This window comes from Planomonospora sp. ID82291, from assembly GCF_015711645.1.
Taxonomy (GTDB): Bacteria; Actinomycetota; Actinomycetes; order Streptosporangiales; family Streptosporangiaceae; genus Planomonospora.
Genome location: NZ_JABTEX010000001.1, coordinates 1,287,793 through 1,304,215, shown reverse-complemented (window position 1 = coordinate 1,304,215; position 16,423 = coordinate 1,287,793). Strand labels below are relative to the sequence as shown.

General features: G+C 72.8%; 15 protein-coding genes. 11 read left to right on the top strand and 4 right to left on the bottom strand.

Annotation, left to right across the window (positions count from 1 at the left end):
- Positions 1–24: 24 nt before the first annotated feature.
- The 3 genes from HS045_RS36030 (at position 25) to HS045_RS05575 (ending at position 2,721) form a co-directional block, all read left to right on the top strand.
- Complete coding sequence (locus tag HS045_RS36030) at positions 25–1,068, top strand: energy-coupling factor ABC transporter permease (protein WP_196450066.1); 1,044 nt, start codon at positions 25–27, stop codon at positions 1,066–1,068.
- 40 nt (positions 1,069–1,108) lie between these two features.
- On the top strand, positions 1,109–1,873 hold the full coding sequence (gene cbiQ / locus HS045_RS05580) for a cobalt ECF transporter T component CbiQ (protein WP_196450065.1): 765 nt from the start codon (positions 1,109–1,111) through the stop codon (positions 1,871–1,873).
- A gap of 86 nt (positions 1,874–1,959) precedes the next feature.
- Positions 1,960–2,721, top strand: coding sequence for an energy-coupling factor ABC transporter ATP-binding protein (locus HS045_RS05575; protein ID WP_196450064.1), 762 nt, complete (start codon positions 1,960–1,962; stop codon positions 2,719–2,721).
- 158 nt (positions 2,722–2,879) lie between these two features.
- Here HS045_RS05575 and bla read toward each other — a convergent pair whose 3' ends face one another.
- Both bla and HS045_RS05565 read right to left on the bottom strand, forming a co-directional pair.
- On the bottom strand, positions 2,880–3,902 hold the full coding sequence (gene bla / locus HS045_RS05570; RefSeq protein ID WP_230883444.1) for a class A beta-lactamase: 1,023 nt from the start codon (positions 3,900–3,902) through the stop codon (positions 2,880–2,882).
- Between the two features lie 229 nt (positions 3,903–4,131).
- The gene (locus HS045_RS05565; RefSeq protein WP_196450063.1) at positions 4,132–5,598 is read right to left on the bottom strand and encodes a hypothetical protein; all 1,467 of its coding nucleotides are present in this window, start codon (positions 5,596–5,598) and stop codon (positions 4,132–4,134) included.
- Positions 5,599–5,936: 338 nt separating this feature from the next.
- Between HS045_RS05565 and HS045_RS05560 the strand changes: the two genes are divergently transcribed.
- The 4 genes from HS045_RS05560 (at position 5,937) to HS045_RS05545 (ending at position 8,744) form a co-directional block, all read left to right on the top strand.
- Positions 5,937–6,275 (top strand): STAS domain-containing protein, encoded by a 339-nt coding sequence (locus HS045_RS05560; protein WP_196450062.1) that lies wholly within the window; start codon positions 5,937–5,939, stop codon positions 6,273–6,275.
- A 99-nt stretch (positions 6,276–6,374) separates the two neighbouring features.
- Entirely contained in the window at positions 6,375–7,148 is a 774-nt protein-coding gene (locus tag HS045_RS05555) for an SDR family oxidoreductase (RefSeq protein ID WP_196450061.1), read from the top strand.
- Positions 7,149–7,156: 8 nt separating this feature from the next.
- Positions 7,157–7,951 carry a crotonase/enoyl-CoA hydratase family protein gene (locus HS045_RS05550; RefSeq protein WP_196450060.1) on the top strand — a complete coding sequence of 265 codons (795 nt, stop codon included), beginning with the start codon at positions 7,157–7,159 and terminating at the stop codon, positions 7,949–7,951.
- Between the two features lie 142 nt (positions 7,952–8,093).
- A complete protein-coding gene (locus HS045_RS05545; RefSeq protein WP_196450059.1) occupies positions 8,094–8,744 on the top strand; it encodes a rhomboid family intramembrane serine protease in 651 nt (216 codons plus the stop codon).
- Between the two features lie 213 nt (positions 8,745–8,957).
- Here HS045_RS05545 and serC read toward each other — a convergent pair whose 3' ends face one another.
- Positions 8,958–10,067 (bottom strand): phosphoserine transaminase, encoded by a 1,110-nt coding sequence (serC, locus tag HS045_RS05540; RefSeq protein WP_196450058.1) that lies wholly within the window; start codon positions 10,065–10,067, stop codon positions 8,958–8,960.
- Positions 10,068–10,209: 142 nt separating this feature from the next.
- Positions 10,210–11,316, bottom strand: a complete 1,107-nt coding sequence (locus HS045_RS05535; RefSeq protein ID WP_196450057.1) for a citrate synthase 2 — start codon at positions 11,314–11,316, stop codon at positions 10,210–10,212.
- Positions 11,317–11,486: 170 nt separating this feature from the next.
- Here HS045_RS05535 and pdxH point away from each other — a divergent pair, with 170 nt between their 5' ends.
- The 4 genes from pdxH to HS045_RS05515 all read left to right on the top strand — a co-directional run bounded on the left by pdxH (position 11,487) and on the right by HS045_RS05515 (position 16,398).
- Complete coding sequence (gene pdxH / locus HS045_RS05530) at positions 11,487–12,140, top strand: pyridoxamine 5'-phosphate oxidase (protein ID WP_196450056.1); 654 nt, start codon at positions 11,487–11,489, stop codon at positions 12,138–12,140.
- A gap of 357 nt (positions 12,141–12,497) precedes the next feature.
- Positions 12,498–13,199, top strand: a complete 702-nt coding sequence (locus HS045_RS05525) for a metal-dependent transcriptional regulator (protein WP_196450055.1) — start codon at positions 12,498–12,500, stop codon at positions 13,197–13,199.
- Positions 13,200–13,319: 120 nt separating this feature from the next.
- Positions 13,320–15,554 carry a SpoIIE family protein phosphatase gene (locus HS045_RS05520; RefSeq protein WP_196450054.1) on the top strand — a complete coding sequence of 745 codons (2,235 nt, stop codon included), beginning with the start codon at positions 13,320–13,322 and terminating at the stop codon, positions 15,552–15,554.
- A 55-nt stretch (positions 15,555–15,609) separates the two neighbouring features.
- Positions 15,610–16,398 (top strand): alpha/beta fold hydrolase, encoded by a 789-nt coding sequence (locus HS045_RS05515; protein WP_230883443.1) that lies wholly within the window; start codon positions 15,610–15,612, stop codon positions 16,396–16,398.
- Positions 16,399–16,423: the final 25 nt, after the last annotated feature.

The following is a 16,423-nucleotide window of genomic DNA, read 5'->3' as shown; positions in this document are numbered from 1 at the left end:
ACATCCGCCCATCGGAGGCTTGTCGTGCACGTTCCTGACGGTTTCTTCAACGTGGCCGTGTCGGTCTCGGCGGCGGCGGTCGCGGCCGCCGGGGTCGCGGTCTGCCTGCGCGGCGCCCGCCGCGAGCTCGACGACCGGACCGCCCCCATGGGGGGCCTGGTGGCGGCGTTCGTCTTCGCCGTCCAGATGCTGAACTTCCCGGTCGCCGCGGGGACGAGCGGCCACCTGTTGGGCGGGGCGCTGGCCGCGATACTCGTCGGACCGCACACCGCGGTGCTGTGCATGGCGGTGGTCCTGCTCGTGCAGGGCTTCTTCTTCGCCGACGGCGGCCTGACCGCGCTGGGCGTCAACGTCACGCTCATGGGGCTGGTCACCGTCCTGGCCGGCTGGGGCGTCTTCCGCCTGATCACCCGGAGCCTGAACGGCCGCGCCGCGATCACCGCGGCCTCCTTCGCCGCCGCGCTGGTCTCGGTGCCCGCCTCCGCGCTGGCCTTCACGCTGCTGTTCTGGATCGGCGGCACGGCGCCCGTCGAGATCGGTGCGGTCGCCGCCGCGATGGGCGGCGTGCACGTGCTCATCGGCATCGGCGAGGGCCTGATCACCGCGGTCACCGTCGGCACCGTGCTCGCCGTCCGCCCCGACCTGGTGTACGGCGCGCGCGGCCTGGCCGCCCCGCTGGTGCTGCGCGGCCCCGGCGGGGAGAGCACGGTGGTCCCGCCGGCCCCGGCGCCGGCCGCCTCCCCGCGTCCGGCGCGGCCGTTCCTGCTCGCGGGCGTCGGCGTCACGCTGGTGCTCGCCGGGGTCGTCTCCTTCTTCGCCTCCGGCGATCCGGACGGCCTGGAGAAGGTCGCCGAGGACGAGGGCTTCCTCGGCCGGGCCACCGATCATCCGTTCGCCTCCTGGCTGCTGGGCGACTACGGCGACGGGGGCGGCGTCCCGGTCGGCGTCGCGGGGGTCGTCGGCGTCGGGATCACGCTCCTGGTCGCCGGGGCCGTCGCGTACGCCGCGCGCCGCCGCGGGACCGGCGCGCCGGAGCCGGCCCGCGAGACCGGCGGGGTCGCGACGTGACGCCCGCCGCACGGCGGACGGGGCGCGGAAGCCGCCCGAGGTGAGCGCGGGCCACCGCCACCGGCTCCACCGGCCGGGCGACACGCTCGTCCACCGGCTGCCGCCGCAGTGCAAGCTGGCCGCGGTCACCGCGTTCGCGCTGACCGTGGTGGCCACGCCGCGCGAGTGGTTCGCCGCGTTCGGGGCCTACGCGCTGCTGCTGGCGGGGGTCGCCCTGGCCGCGCGGATCCCGCCCGGCTTCGTGCTCCGCCGGATGGCGGTCGAGATCCCGTTCGTGCTGTTCGCGGTGGCGATCCCGTTCATCGGGACGGGGGAGCGGGTGGCGGTCGCGGGGCTCTGGCTCAGCGTGCCGGGCCTGTGGGCCGCGTGGAACATCCTGGCCAAGGCCACCCTGGGGGTTGCCGCGAGCATCCTGCTGGCGGCCACCACCGAGCCGAGGCTGATGCTGCTGGGCGCGCAGCGGCTGCGGCTGCCGCCGCTGCTGGTGCAGATCGCCATGTTCATGCTCCGCTACCTGGACGTGGTCGCGGGGGAGATGCGCCGGATGCGGGTGGCCAGGGAGTCGCGGGGGTTCGCCGCCCGGGACCTCCGGCACCTGCCGGTGGTCGCCCGGTCGGCGGGGGCGCTGTTCATCCGCTCCTACGAGCGGGGCGAACGGGTCCACCTGGCCATGCTGAGCCGCGGTTACACCGGTTCCATGCCGGTCGTCGTCGACCTGGCCGCGTCGGCGCGGCAATGGCTCGTCGCGGCTATGCTGCCGGGCGCGGCGCTGGTGGCGCTGCTCGGCAACTGGGGGATGGCATGACGGCGTCTCGGCGACCGGAGGAGGCCTCGGCGGCGTCCCGGCGACCGGAGGAGGTCTCGGCGGCGTCCCGGCGACCGGGGGACGGCATGACGGCGTCCCGGCGACCGGGGGACGGCGCGGTGGCGTCGCTGGAGGTGAGCCGGCTCGCCTACGCCTACCCGGACGGAACGCAGGCCCTGTTCGGCGTGGACCTGCGGGTGGAGCGCGGGGAGCGGGTCGCGCTGCTCGGGCCGAACGGCGCGGGCAAGACCACCCTGGTGCTGCACCTCAACGGCATCCTGACCGCCGGGCACGGCACGGTGGCGGTGGCCGGGCTCCCGGTCGCGAAGGACTCCCTGCTGGAGATCCGGCGCCGGGTCGGCCTGGTCTTCCAGGACCCCGACGACCAGCTCTTCATGCCGACCGTCCGCGAGGACGTCGCCTTCGGTCCCGCCAACCTGGGGATCCGCGGTGAGGAGCTCCAGCAGCGGGTCGAGGACGCGCTGGAGCAGGTCGGCATGCTGGAGGCGATCGACCGCCCCCCGCACCACCTGTCCTTCGGCCAGCGCCGCCGGGTGGCGGTGGCGACCGTGCTGGCCATGGAGCCGGAGATCCTGGTGCTGGACGAGCCGTCGTCCAACCTCGACCCGGCCTCGCGCCGCGAGCTCGCCGAGATCCTGCGGAGCCTCGACGTGACGGTGCTGATGGTCACCCACGACCTGCCCTACGCCCTGGAGCTGTGCGAGCGCTCGCTCATCCTGTCCGGCGGGGTGATCGCCGCCGACGGGCCGACCCGGGAGCTGCTGGCCGACGCCGAGCTGCTGGCCGCGCACCGGCTGGAGCTCCCGTACGGCTTCACCGTCGCCTGAGCTCGTTGTTCGACCTCCATGCCTTCGGCGGCAGCAGGGACCAGCATCTGATGATCCCGGGCCGGCCGTACTCGGTGATCGCCGCGCTGGAGACGGGGCGGACCTGCTGGACCCAGGTGCTGGATGCGCAAGGCGATCTCGGAGGTCGAACAACGAGCTCAGAGTCTGCCGAGGGCTCTGGCCAGCGCGGTCGCGGTGGAGGCGATCACCTTGTCATCATGCGGGGTGTTGTCGGTGTTGCGGTTGGTGAACACCGACAGGACCATCGGTGAGTTCGATCCGGGTGTCCAGACGATCGCCACGTCATTGGCGGTGCCGTGGTTGCTCGCGCCGCCGGTGCCGGTCTTGTCCCCGACCATCCAGTCCTTGGGAAGTCCCGCCCGGATCCGGTTGGCGCCGGTGAGGCTGGCCTTCAGCCAGCCGACCAGCCGCGCTCGGTCGCGGGTGTGGAGGGTCTTACCGGTGGTGAGGTCGGTGAAGGTCTGCGCGGCCGCGGCGGGGGTGGTGGTGTCGCGCACTTCGCCGGGCTGCCACTCGGTCAGCGTGGGCTCCGGCCGGTCCAGCCGGCTCGTCCGATCACCGGTGGCGCGGAAGAACCTGGTCAGCCCGTGCGGCCCGCCGATCTGCTTCAGCAGCGTGTTGCCCGCGAAACCGTCGGATTTGGTGATCCCGGCCCGGCACAGCTGCGCGGGTGTCATACCGGTGTCGGTGTATTCGGTGGTCTCCGGGGAGTTCCCAGTCAGCCCGGCCATCTCGGCAGGCTTCCAGCGCACCACCTTGTCCATCAGCCCGGGATCGCTGGTGCGCGCTTTGTGCAGCACCGCCGCACACGCGAACACCTTGAACATGGAGTTGAACGGGAAACGCTCATCGGCCCGGTAGCCGACCGTTTCGCCGGTCCCCAGGTCGATGCCCACCGCGCCGATACGCCCGTCGAAGGACCTCTCGAGTTCCTTCAGCACCTGGTTCAAGTCAAAGCCGGAGGGGGAGTTGCTTTCCGCCCGGGCGACGGCGCTGCGGGTTCTCGTCTCGCCGGTGACAGCATCCGTGGCGTAGACAGGGCCGCTCATCAGCGCAGAAGCGGTCAAGGCCGCGAGCCCCAGCCATAGTCGGAGATGCCTTGTCATGTCGAAGAGAAGATCATAATTTTTCTCGGGATGTCCAATATCGATATCGGGCATGCAGCATATCGATTTGAATATCGGTACTTGCCTTGCTTCTCGGCGAGGGCGGCGGTGAGCAGTGCCTTGTTCACCAAAACGCAAGCGACTCCCGCTCGGGTACGACGGGGGTTTCGCAGCCTCCGCGCGAAGGCCGCCCTTCCAGCCGGCGCGCCGGAACCCGGTCGGCCTGGTCCGGGACGTCCTTCCGGCTCCACCGGTCGCTCCCGGCCGGTGCTCAGGCCGGCCCTCAGGCCGGCCCGGTGTACGGCCGGCCGTCCCGGGCGGCCTCCAGCAGGCCCCGGGTCAGGACCGTGCCGCGGGGCCACCCCGTCGCCATGAGCTCCTCCAGGCCCCGGGGCGCCGCCTCCCCGCGCTCCGGGGCCGGGGCGTTGACGTCGGCGAGGAGCCGGTCGGCCAGCAGGGCCAGGGCCGACGCGCCGGATCCGCGGTAGCCCCAGCCCAGCCGCCGGCGCCGGTCCATGGGCGCGGGGTAGAGCACGTCGTCGCGGGTCCGCACCCAGACGGGGGAGTCCAGCACCACCTCGGCCAGGGGGCTGGTGGCGGGCAGCCGCTGCGGGACGGCGACGTGCAGCGTCCCGTTCCCGGTGCGGGTGACGGGGGCGTCGGTCTCGGGGTCGAGCAGCGTCTCGACGGCCGACCGGTCCGGGTCCAGGAGGGTGAAGGCGGCGGTCCGGTGCGCGGGGACCAGCCGCTGGGTCCACTCGGCGCCCGGCGCGCTGTCGGGCTCCACGGTCTCGGGGGCGCCGAAGGGGAAGTCGGCGCCGCCGTCCCACAGCATGGCCTGGCGCACGCAGGCGGCGGCGAGCGCGTCGTCGCGGGAGAGGATCTCCAGCCATCCGGCGCGCCGGACGGAGCGGTCCACGTCGTCCGGCGGGGGGACGGGGAGCGGGACGGCGGCCACCGCGGTGCTCCCGGGGACCTGGATCCGGTCGAGGGTCTCCAGGTCCCGCGCGGCCGCCTCGGCGGCGCGCTGCCGCCAGACCCGGGCCAGGTTCGTCAGCACCCGCTGGGCGGGGCTGCCCGGCTCGACCGCGGAGGCCAGGCGGAGCACCGGGAGGTGGTCCTGGACGGGCACGGCCGGCGCCGCGACGGGCGGGGCGCCCGGATGCCAGGCCTTCAGCAGCTCGGGGACGCGCAGCTCGAACGGCCAGAAGGGGACGGAGGCGCCCACCACCCGCGACAGCGCGGACCAGGGGGCCTCGTAGACGCGGTCGGGGAGGGCGGGCAGGATCCCGCGCAGCGCGGGGCCGTCGAAGCCGAAGTCGCCTCCCACCGCGGTGATCGCGGCGGCGGACGGCAGTCTCCGGACGGCCTCGGCCAGCGTCTCGTCCCCGTCGAGGGGGTGGTCCCACACCACCCACACGGGTCCGGCCGCGGTCTGCCAGCCCAGCGCGGTCGCGGAGCGGCCGGGCCGGTCCACGACGGTCTCCGCGCCGAGGTAGCGCGCCGGCCGGCGGGCCGCGGGCCAGTGGTCGATCGGGACGCGGTCGCACAGTCCCGGCGCCGTCCGCGCCGCCCACCCGTACACGTCCTCCGCGTGCCAGTACGGCCGGCCGCAGGCGTCGTACCCCGCGAGTCTGGCGAACGCGCCCTCGTCGGCCGCCCGGCGCGTCCCGTCCGGCGGGACGCCGAGCAGGCGGGCGCACCCGTCCGCGTCGAGCCGTTCCGGTTCGGGGCTTCCGGTGAACCTCATTGCCTTAGATAAACACATCGACCATAAGAACCGCATACATCCGATCAATAATGGCCATTGTCGGACAATCATTGCCGAATGGACTTTCCTCGCGGTTGATGGACAGCGCTTTCCCACTCGAACGGCGACGATCGGGCGGAGAAGGAGGGCGGAGGAGCGGCGCGGAGGGCCACCGCGTAGCATTCCTCCGATGACCCGGGGCGCCCGCCCGTGTCCGGGTGCATCGCGCAGAACGTCCCTTCTCCGCCCCGAAGGGGTGATCGCCGGATCATGGAAGCACGCATGCGGCGATGTCGAAGTAAAGTAGGTCTGCCTCTCATGCTCGACGAGGAGGGTTGATGAAGCTACGGCTGGCTCGCCGGGCCGTCGGCGACGCCGTGGTGGTGGCGGTCGAGGGAGAGCTCGACCTGTTCACCGCGCCGTTCCTGCGAGACGAGGTCCGCGAGGCGATCACGCTCGACGGTTCCCGGCTGGTGTTCGATCTGACCGCGCTGTCGTTCATGGACTCCAGCGGCCTGTCGGTGCTGATCGAGGCGTGGCGGCTGGCGACGGGCCAGGGCGGAGGCGTCGCCCTCGCCGCGCCCCAGGCGCCGGTGGCGCGGATCCTCCGTACGACCGGGCTCGACCGCCGGATCAAGGTCTTCCCCGACGTCGGCGCCGCCGTCGGAGGGCTCTGACCCGATCGGAGCCGAACCGGCGTTCCCCTGGCGTTCTCCGGACGAGATTTACCCCGACCTGAGTAGAACTTCATTCGGTCTCCGCGTTAAAGTCCGCTCATGGACCTGAACGGAGCAGCAGCAATCATCTCGGGCGGTGCCAGCGGCCTCGGCGAGGCCACGGCCCGCGATCTCGCCGCGCACGGTGCGACCGTCGTCATCGCCGACCTGAACGAGGAGCGCGGCAAGGCCCTCGCCGACGAGCTGGGCGGGGTGTTCGTCAAGACCGACGTGTCCGACGAGGACCAGGTGCAGGCGGCGGTGGACGCCGCGGTGGCCACCGGCACGCCGCTGCGCGTGGTGGTCAACAGCGCCGGCATCGGCTGGGCCACCCGCACGGTGAACCGCGACGGCTCGCCGCACGACCTCGCCTCCTACCGCAAGGTCATCGAGGTCAACCTGATCGGCACCTTCAACCTGATGCGCATCGGCGCCGCGGCCGTCGCCAAGACCGAGCCGGTCGACGCGGACGGCCAGCGCGGCGTGGTGATCAACACCGCCTCCGTGGCGGCGCTGGAGGGCCAGGTCGGCCAGGTGGCGTACTCCGCGTCCAAGGGCGGCATCGTCGGCATGACGATCCCGGCCGCCCGCGACCTGGGCGCCGTGGGCATCCGGGTCAACACGATCTGCCCGGGCATCATCGACACCCCGATCTACGGCTTCTCGCCCAACGCCGACGAGTTCAAGGCCAAGCTGGTCGCACCGGTGGTCTTCCCCAAGCGCATGGGCCAGGCCGCCGAGTTCGCCCACCTGGTGCGCTCGCTGATCGAGAACGACTACATGAACGCCGAGACCATCCGCTTCGACGGCGGCATCCGCTTCCAGCCCAAGTAGGAGTACCGGTGTCCGACGTCTCTCCCGACGCCACGGCGGCCTCCGACGACGTCCTCGTCGAGGTCGACGGCGGCGTCGCCGTCATCACGATCAACCGCCCCAAGGCCAAGAACGCCGTCAACGGCGTCGTGGCCCGTGCCATCGCCGCGGCGCTGGACGAACTGGAGGAGCGCAAGGACGTCTCCGTCTACGTGCTGACCGGCGCGGGCGGCACGTTCTGCGCGGGGATGGACCTCAAGGGCTTCCTGACCGGGGACTTCCCGGTCGTCGAGGGCCGGGGGTTCGGCGGTCTCGCCGAGGCCCCGCCGGGCAAGCCCCTCATCGCGGCGGTCGAGGGGTACGCCCTGGCCGGCGGCTGCGAGCTGGCGCTGGCCTGCGACATCATCGTCGCCTCCGAGGAGGCCACGTTCGGGCTGCCCGAGCCCAAGCGCGGCCTGGTCGCCGGGGCGGGCGGCGTGATGCGGCTGCCGCGGCGCATCCCGTACCACATCGCCATGGAGATCGCGCTGACCGGCGACCACTTCCCGGCCACCCGGCTGTACGAGGTGGGCCTGGTCAACCGCCTCACGCCCGCGGGCGGGGCGCTGGAGGCGGCCCTGGAGCTGGCGCGCAGGATCGCGGCGAACGCCCCTCTGGCGCTGGCCGCGACCAAGCGCGTGATCGTCGAGTCCGCCGACTGGAGCCTCGACGAGATGTTCGCCAGGCAGGGCGAGATCGTCAACCCGGTGTTCGGCTCCAAGGACGCCATGGAGGGCGCGGCGGCCTTCGCCGAGAAGCGCGCTCCGCAGTGGAGGGGCGAGTAGCCCCTGAGACCGCACGTGCCCCGGCCCGTTCGCGCCGGGGCGCGTGCGACGCCTCCGGAGTGCGTACCGTGAAGGTGTGGGCGCGTGCGGCGTGGGCAGGACAGGCCCACGGTGTGACGGCTCCATGAGGCCAGGAGAGCGCATGTACGACCACCCGGGGGCGACCCCTCCCACCCGATCCACCGGCGCGCGGCTCCGGCGCAGCGCGGGCAGCCTGGCCGCGGGCGCGGCCGGGGCCGGCATGCTCGTCATCCTCCTGGTCGCCGCCATGTGGGCGATCGAGGTCGCCGACTACGTGCTCCCCGGCGAGTTCGACGCCCACGGCATCCGGGCCTGGGACGTCGAGGGCCTGACCGGCATCTTCCTCGCCCCGTTCCTGCACGCCGACTTCGCCCACCTGATGGCCAACTCGCTGCCCCTGCTCGTCCTGGGCTTCCTGGCGGCCCTGCGCGGCCTGGGCCGCTTCCTGGCCGCCAGCCTGATCATCCTCCTGGTCAGCGGTCTGGGGGTCTGGCTCACCACGGACCCGAGGTTCGTCACGGTCGGCGCGAGCGGCCTGGTCTTCGGCTACTTCGGCCTGGTGGTGGCCCGCGGCCTGTTCGACCGCCGCCTGCTCGACATCGTGATCGGCGTCGGCGTCGCGGCGGCCTACTACTCGATCATCTGGGGCGTGCTCCCCACCCAGGAGGGCGTCTCCTGGCAGGGCCACCTGTTCGGTCTGGTCGGCGGCGTCCTGGCCGCCTGGATCGTCCGCCGCCGCCAGGTCGTCTCCCCGTACGGCAGGGCCGGCTGACGGACGGCGCGCCGCAGGGGAACGATCCACCGGGTGGTCCCGCGGGGGGCTCGGCGGCGTTCGCGGACCCGTCAGGAATGGGGAACCCGCGGCGGCACCCGCAGGACGACCGGCTCACCGGAGGCGGACCGGATCACCGGAGGCGACGCCGCCGGGCGCGCGGCGGACACCGCGCGCCCGGCGGCGTTCACGCCGGGTGCGAGCCGGGTGTGACTAGAGGCGCTCGACGACGTGGTCGATGCAGTGGGTCAGCGCCTCGACGTCGGCCGGGTCGACCGCGGGGAACATCGCGATGCGGAGCTGGTTGCGGCCCAGCTTGCGGTAGGGCTCGGTGTCCACGATGCCGTTGGCGCGCAGCACCTTGGCGACCGCGGCGGCGTCCACCTCGTCGGAGAAGTCGATGGTGCCGACGACGTTGGAGCGGAACTCGGGGGCGGCGAACGGCGTGGTGTAGGAGGTCTTCTCCGCCCACGTGTAGAGCCGGCTCGCCGAGTCGGCGCTGCGCGCCGTGGTCCAGGCCAGGCCGCCCTGGGCGTTCATCCACTCGATCTGCTCGGCGAGCAGGAAGAGCGTGGCGACCGCGGGGGTGTTGTAGGTCTGGTCCTTGGCGGAGTTGTCGATCGCCACGGGCAGGCTGAAGAACTCGGGGATGTAGCGGCCGCTGCCGGCGATCTCCTCGACCCGGGCCAGCGCGGCCGGGGACATCAGGGCGATCCACAGGCCGCCGTCGGAGGCGAAGCTCTTCTGCGGCGCGAAGTAGTAGACATCGGTCTCGCTGACGTCGACGGGCAGGCCGCCGGCGCCGGAGGTGGCGTCCACGAGCACGAGCGAGCCGTCCTCGCCCACGCGCCGGATGGGCATCGCGACGCCGGTCGAGGTCTCGTTGTGGGTGAGCGCGTAGACGTCCACCCCCGCCTCGGTGACGGCCTCCGGGTGGCGGCCGACCTCGGACTTGATGACGCTCGGGTCGCCCAGCCACGGGGCCTTGGCCGTGACGGAGGCGAACTTGGAGGAGAACTCGCCGAAGTGCAGGTGCTGCGACCGCTCGCGGATGAGCCCGAACGCGGCGATGTCCCAGAACGCGGTGGTGCCGCCGTTGCCGAGGACGACCTCGTAGCCCTCGGGGAGGGAGAACAGCTCCGACAGCCCCGCCCGGACGCGCCCGACGAGCGACTTGACCGGCTTCTGGCGGTGGGAGGTGCCCAGCACGCTCGCGCCGGAGGCGGCCAGAGCCGAGATCTGCTCGGGGCGCACCTTCGAGGGCCCGCAGCCGAAACGGCCGTCGGCGGGCTTGAGGTCAGAGGGAATCACGATGTCAGCCACCTGACCAGCCTACTGAGCCCGTCCGGCGGCCCTGACCCGGGTCCGGGATTCGAGACGGAGATTACTGGAGGACGAGACGGCCGCCCCACGCGAGACGGCCGCCCCGTGGAGACCGCGGGGCGGCCGTACCGGCTTCAGGACGTCAGAACTTGCCGACGACCGCGTCGGCGCCGGGGACGTCGTTGACCGAGCGCTGCGCCGGGCCGACGTAGTCGGAGCTGGGGCGGACGAGCCTGCCCGTGCGCTTCTGCTCCAGGATGTGCGCGGCCCAGCCCGCGGTGCGGGCGCAGGTGAACATCGAGGTGAACATGTGCGGGGGGACCTGGGCGAAGTCCAGGACGACCGCGGCCCAGTACTCGACGTTGGTGGCGAGCACCCGGTCGGGCTTGCGGGCGTGCAGCTCCTCCAGCGCGGCCTTCTCCAGCGCCGCCGCGACCTCGTAGCGGGGCGCGTCGAGCTCCTTGGCGGTACGGCGCAGCACGCGTGCCCGGGGGTCCTCGGCGCGGTAGACGCGGTGGCCGAAGCCCATGAGCCGCTGCCCCTTGTCCAGCTCGCTCCGGACGTACTTCTTGGCGTCGCCGACCTGCTCGACACCCTCGATCATGTGCAGCACGCGGGCGGGGGCGCCGCCGTGCAGCGGACCCGACATGGCGCCGACCGCACCGCTCAGCGCCGCGGAGACGTCGGCGCCGGTGGAGGCGATGACGCGGGCGGTGAAGGTGGAGGCGTTCATGCCGTGCTCGGCCGCGGACACCCAGTAGGCGTCGATGGCCTTGACGTGCTTGGGGTCGGGCTCGCCCCGCCAGCGGACCATGAACCGCTCGACGATGCTCTGGGCCTCGTCGACGCGCTTCTGCGGGACCATCGGCAGGCCGAGGCCGCGCGCCGACTGGGCCACGAAGCTGAGGGCGGTCACGCTGGCGCGCGCGAGGTTGTCGCGCGCCTCGTCCTCGTCGATGTCGAGCAGCGGCTTGAAGCCGTAGGCGGGGGCCAGCATGGCCAGCGCACTCTGCACGTCGACGCGGATGTCACCGGAATGGACAGGAATGGGGTACGGCTCGGCCGGGGGGAGGCCCGGCTGAAACTTGTTGTCGACGAGCAGGCCCCAGACGTTCCCGAAGGAGACGCGGCCGACCAGCTCTTCGATGTCGACGCCCCGGTAGCGGAGGGCGCCCCCTTCTTTGTCCGGTTCCGCGATCTCCGTCTCGAAAGCTACGACGCCTTCGAGCCCGGGTTTGAAGTCGGACATTCTCGGCCGCCTCCCTTTCTTGAAGTCAAAGCCTTGATGTCGAGATACCGGCGAGTCATATTCAACCCCCTGCGGGGAGTAGACCTGCCGCCGGTCCCGCCGGAACGCGATAGCCCCAGGTGGGGGGCGGTGCGCGTGGGCGGCGGTCAAGCACGCGAGAATACCGTCCCGTGGACGCCACCTCGCGCCCGCCGTCGCCGGCGGGGCTCCGACGCACCTACGAGGGTCATCCCCTGCTGGAGGAGGACCTCGCACCCGATCCCATCTCCCAGTTCGCCGCCTGGTTCGGCGAGGCCGTGGACGCCGGGCTTCCCGAGCCGAACGCGATGGTCGTCGCGACGTGCTCGGCGGGCGGGCGGCCGACGGCGCGGACCGTGCTGCTCAAGGGCTACGACGAGACCGGGTTCGTCTTCTACACCAACTACGAGTCGCGCAAGGGCCGGGACCTGACCGAGAACCCCCGGGCCTGCCTGCTGTTCCCCTGGCACGCCATCCGCCGCCAGGTGCGGGTGGAGGGCCCGGTGGTCCGGGTGCCGCGGGAGGAGTCGGCCGCCTACTTCCGGTCCCGGCCGTACGGCTCGCGGATCGGCGCCTGGGCGTCGCGGCAGTCCGCGGTGGTGGGTTCGCGGCGGGAACTGGACGAGCGGTACGCCAGGCTGGCGGAGCGCTGGCCCGAGGACCCGCCGGTGCCGGACTTCTGGGGCGGGTTCCGGGTCGTGCCGGCGGAGGCGGAGTTCTGGCAGGGCCAGCTCGACCGCATGCACGACCGGCTGCGCTACCGCCGCGCGGGGGACTCCTGGGTCGTCGAGCGCCTGGCCCCCTGACCGCGTCCGGCCGGTTCCCGGCGGGCGGGCCGCCGGCCCGGTGGCCGTGCCCGTCGGGTCCGCCTGCCCGTGCCCGCGGGGCTCGCCGCGTCCGGGGGCCCCGGGGCTCGCCGCGTCCGGGGGCCCCGGGGCTCGCCGCGTCGGGGGGCTCCGGGGCGGGCCGCGTCGGGGGCTCCGGGACGGCGGGGAAGCATTCCGGGCCGCGCCGCGTTGCCGTCGTTCGTCATCTGGGGTCATCGCGGGCGGTTCTCCCAATAGGGTCGTAGCCCGAGACCTTTTTGCGAATCCAGCCCTGTCCGGAACGAGCCGCGGGACGCCGCGGAGCGGACGCGGCGCCGATACAGGACGGGAGGAGTCTTGACCGCACACGGTTTGATCGACACCACGGAGATGTACCTCCGTACGATCTTCGAGCTGGAGGAGGAGGGGATCGTCCCCCTCCGGGCCCGTATCGCCGAGCGGCTCCAGCAGAGCGGCCCGACCGTCAGCCAGACGGTCGCGCGGATGGAGCGGGACGGCCTGGTCCGGGTCGAGGGCGACCGGCACCTGACCATGACCGACCTCGGCCGCACCCTGGCGACCCGCGTCATGCGCAAGCACCGCCTCGCGGAGTGCCTGCTGACCCAGGTGATCGGCCTGCCCTGGGAGGAGGTGCACATCGAGGCGTGCCGCTGGGAGCACGTGATGTCCGAGTCCGTCGAGGCGCGCCTGATCACGCTGCTGAACAACCCGACCAGGGACCCGCACGGCAACCCGATCCCCGGGCTGGAGGAGCTCGGCGTGACCGCGGCCGGAGTCGAATGGGAGTCGCTGCCGTCGATGGCGGAGGCGGCCGGACCCAGGGATGTACCCGTTGTCGTGCGTCGAATTAGCGAACAAGTGCAAAGCGATCCCGCTGTGATGCTTAAACTCAAGCAAGTTGGGATACAACCCGGACGCGAGGTGACGCTCGCGGCGAGCGACGACGGTGTGCGGGTGATAGGTGACGATGCGACGGGCAACTCTCTTGCGGACCTTCCGCGGGAGGTCGCTGCCCACGTCTTCGTCTCCGCGCGCTGACCGGCGCGCATTCACCCGGTTGGATCCCACGGGGAAATCCCTCCACTCCCCGGCCGAGACTGCAGCAGGAGCAACCGTGGTTGGCTTTGCGCACACCCGTTACCGAGGGGCGGTCACTCGATGAAGCGGTGGGGGGATCTTCCGCAGGACGCCGCCGACCACCTCTCGGCCGGAGCCGTCCTCGACCAGGCGGAGATGGCGGTGGTGGTCACCGACCGCTTCAGCAATCTCCTCTACTGGAACCCGTTCGCCGAGCGGCTCTTCGGCCGTTCCGGCCCGCCGGGCTCCACGGAGCCGCGGGGGCTCGCGCCGAACCTCACGGACGCCGACCACCCGCTCGTGGTCGAGGCCGCCAAGCAGGTGCTCAAGGGCGGCGTCTGGGAGGGCACCTTCGAGGTCAAGCGCGGCGACGGGACGATGATCTACGTTCGCGCGCAGGCCGTGCCCCTGCGCCACTCCTCCGGGGCGGTGTCGGGCATCGTCATCACCGCCCGTGAGGCGATGCGGAGCAACGAGCGGGAGAAGGACCGCTTCGGCCTGCTGGAGCGGATCGGCGAGCGCCTCGCCGGCTCGCTCTACGTCGAGGAGACGCTCAAGCGCGTCGCCGAGATGCTCGTCCCGCAGTTCGCCGACCACTGCTTCATCGAGCTGATGGAGGGCGAGCGGCTGACCCGGAGGGTCTCCACCCACGTGCAGGGCTGGAGCCCGCCGCCGGGCACCTGGGCTCCGCTGGGCGCCGAGATCCGCTACCCCGCGGGCCACTACGCCGACACCGCGCTGCGCCGCCAGGAGACGATCCTGGTCGAGGACTTCGCCCGGACCCGCTACCCGAGCCCGAGCGAGGGCAGCACCCGGTTGGCCGCGGAGGTCGGCCTGACGTCGGCCATCGTCGCCCCGCTGTGCGTGCGCGGCGAGACGCTCGGCCTGATGTACCTGGGGCTGTCCAACCTGACCGACCGGCGCAGCCCGCACTACGACACCTTCGACCGCGACTTCGTCGGGGCCATCGCCACCCGGGTCGCGCTGGCGGTGGACAACGCGCTGCTGTTCGAGGAGGAGCGGCACACCGCCGAGTCCTTCCAGAAGTACCTCCTGCCCCGCGCGCTGCCCCAGCTCGACGGACTGGAGATCGCGGTCCGCTACTACCCCGCCGCGCCGCTCGCCTCGCACGGCCAGGGCATCCAGACCCAGGTCGGCGGTGACTGGTACGACGTGATCCCGCTCTCGGCGGGCCGGGTCGGCATCGTCATCGGCGACGTGGAGGGCCGGGGCGCCAAGGCCGCCGCCGTCATGGGGCAGCTCCGGGCCGCGCTGCGCGCCTTCGCCCAGGACGACAAGCCGCCCGCGGAGATCCTCGCCCGCCTGGACGAGTGGACCCGCATCATCGCCACCCCGGAGCAGGACGACAGCGGTGAGGACATCAGCGTCCCGCCCATCGTCACCTGCCAGTACCTCGTCTACGACGCCTGGTCGCGGGAGCTGTCCTTCGCCAACGCCGGACACGCCCCGCCGCTGCTGCTCGTCGACGACACCTGCGTCGAGCTCGACATCAAGGAGGTCGGCCAGCCGCTCGGCGTCCGCGCCAAGGGCGTGCACGCCGACCTGGTCTACAAGGAGGAGACGCGGACGCTGCCGCCGGGGGCGTCGCTGCTGCTCTACACCGACGGCCTGGTGGACCGCCGCCCGATGCGCGACTCCGGCAGCCGCCCGCTCAGCGACGAGGAGAACCTCACGCTGCTCTGCGACAGGCTCGTGGAGTTCTCCCGCGACTCGGTGGAGCACATCGCCGACGCCGCGACGGTCGCGGTGCCGGGGGAGATCGACGACGACATGGCCATCCTGGTGGTCCGGTCCGCCGCCGCCGACCTGCAGGTCGAGGAGCGCACCTTCGCGGCTCAACCGATCATGGTCAGCGAGGCCCGCCGGATGGCGTCGGAGGCCTTCGCCGAGTGGAACGTCCCGGAGGAGCGGGCCGAGCTCGCCTGCCTGCTCGTCTCCGAGGTGGTCACCAACGTCGTGCTGCACGCCGCCAACTCCAACGTCCCCCGCCGGGACCTGGTGATGGACGGCGGCTCGCTCGACTTCGACGAGTCCTGGGACCTGCCCGGTTTCGAGGACGAGGACGAGGTGGCGGCGGAGAAGGAGTTCACGCTCCGGATCCGCCGCGGCCGGGAGTCCGTCTGGGTCGAGGTCTTCGACCAGGACCTGCGGCTCCCCCGCATCCGCAGCGCGGGGGAGAACGACGAGGGAGGCCGCGGCCTCTACCTCGTCGACCAGCTCGCCCGGCGCTGGGGCTCCCGCCCCACGCAGGAGGGCAAGGCCGTCTGGTTCGAGATCCCCACCCGGTCGCGCTGAGCGCGCCGCCCGGCCCCGTGCGGTCACGGGGCTAGGCCCGCCGCCCGATCGGTGCTTGAGTGGTCTCATGGAGCTGGCCTTCGAACGACGCGGGGCCGGAGCGCCCCTGATCCTGCTGCACGGCATCGGGCACCACTGGCAGGGGTGGCTGCCCGTGCTCGACCGTCTCGCCGCCGAGCGGGACGTGATCGCCGTCGACTTCCCGGGGTTCGGCGTCTCGCCGCCGCTGCCGCCCGGCACGCCGTACACCGCGGAGACGCTCGCGGACGCGGTCGAGTCCTTCTGCGGGATGCTCGGCGTCCGCGAGCCGCACGTGGCGGGCAACTCGCTCGGCGGCTACGTCGCGCTGGAGCTCGCCTCCCGCGGGGTCGTCCGCACGGCCGCGGCGCTGTCCCCGGCGGGGTTCTGGAGCCGGGGCGAGCTGCGCTACCTCCAGACGGTGCTCCGCGCGACGAGGGCGGCGGCGCTGGCCCTCCCGCCGGAGCGGGCCGAGGCGACGGCGCGCAACCCGGTCGCGCGGGCGCTGTCGACGGGCGTGATGGTGGCCCATCCGGGCAGGCTCTCCGAGGAGGCGGTCCTGGCCGCCGGAGAGGCCCTGCGGGGTGCCCGGGGGTTCGACGAGACGCTGGCCTCGTTCGCGTGGCTGATGCCTCCGGCGCCGCCCAAGGTGCCGGTCACGATCGCCTGGGGCGAGCGCGACCGGCTGCTGCTGCGGCGGCAGGCGGTGCGGGCGGCGCGGTGGTCCGGGCAGCGGGTGAAACTGCTGCGGGGCTGCGGCCACCTGCCGATGAGCGACGATCCCGAGCTGGTCGCCCGGGTGCTGCTGGAGGCGTCCGCCGGTTAGCGCGCGGCCCGGGACCCGCCGGCGC

Excerpts from the sequence above, each read along its gene's own strand:
- bla (WP_230883444.1), bottom strand. The coding sequence starts at position 3,902 with ATGCCCGATATCGATATTGGACATCCCGAGAAAAATTATGATCTTCTC.
- HS045_RS05575 (WP_196450064.1), top strand. The coding sequence starts at position 1,960 with ATGACGGCGTCCCGGCGACCGGGGGACGGCGCGGTGGCGTCGCTGGAG.
- HS045_RS05555 (WP_196450061.1), top strand. The coding sequence starts at position 6,375 with ATGGACCTGAACGGAGCAGCAGCAATCATCTCGGGCGGTGCCAGCGGC.
- HS045_RS05520 (WP_196450054.1), top strand. The coding sequence starts at position 13,320 with ATGAAGCGGTGGGGGGATCTTCCGCAGGACGCCGCCGACCACCTCTCG.
- HS045_RS05535 (WP_196450057.1), bottom strand. The coding sequence starts at position 11,316 with ATGTCCGACTTCAAACCCGGGCTCGAAGGCGTCGTAGCTTTCGAGACG.
- HS045_RS05560 (WP_196450062.1), top strand. The coding sequence starts at position 5,937 with ATGAAGCTACGGCTGGCTCGCCGGGCCGTCGGCGACGCCGTGGTGGTG.
- HS045_RS05565 (WP_196450063.1), bottom strand. The coding sequence starts at position 5,598 with ATGAGGTTCACCGGAAGCCCCGAACCGGAACGGCTCGACGCGGACGGG.
- HS045_RS05545 (WP_196450059.1), top strand. The coding sequence starts at position 8,094 with ATGTACGACCACCCGGGGGCGACCCCTCCCACCCGATCCACCGGCGCG.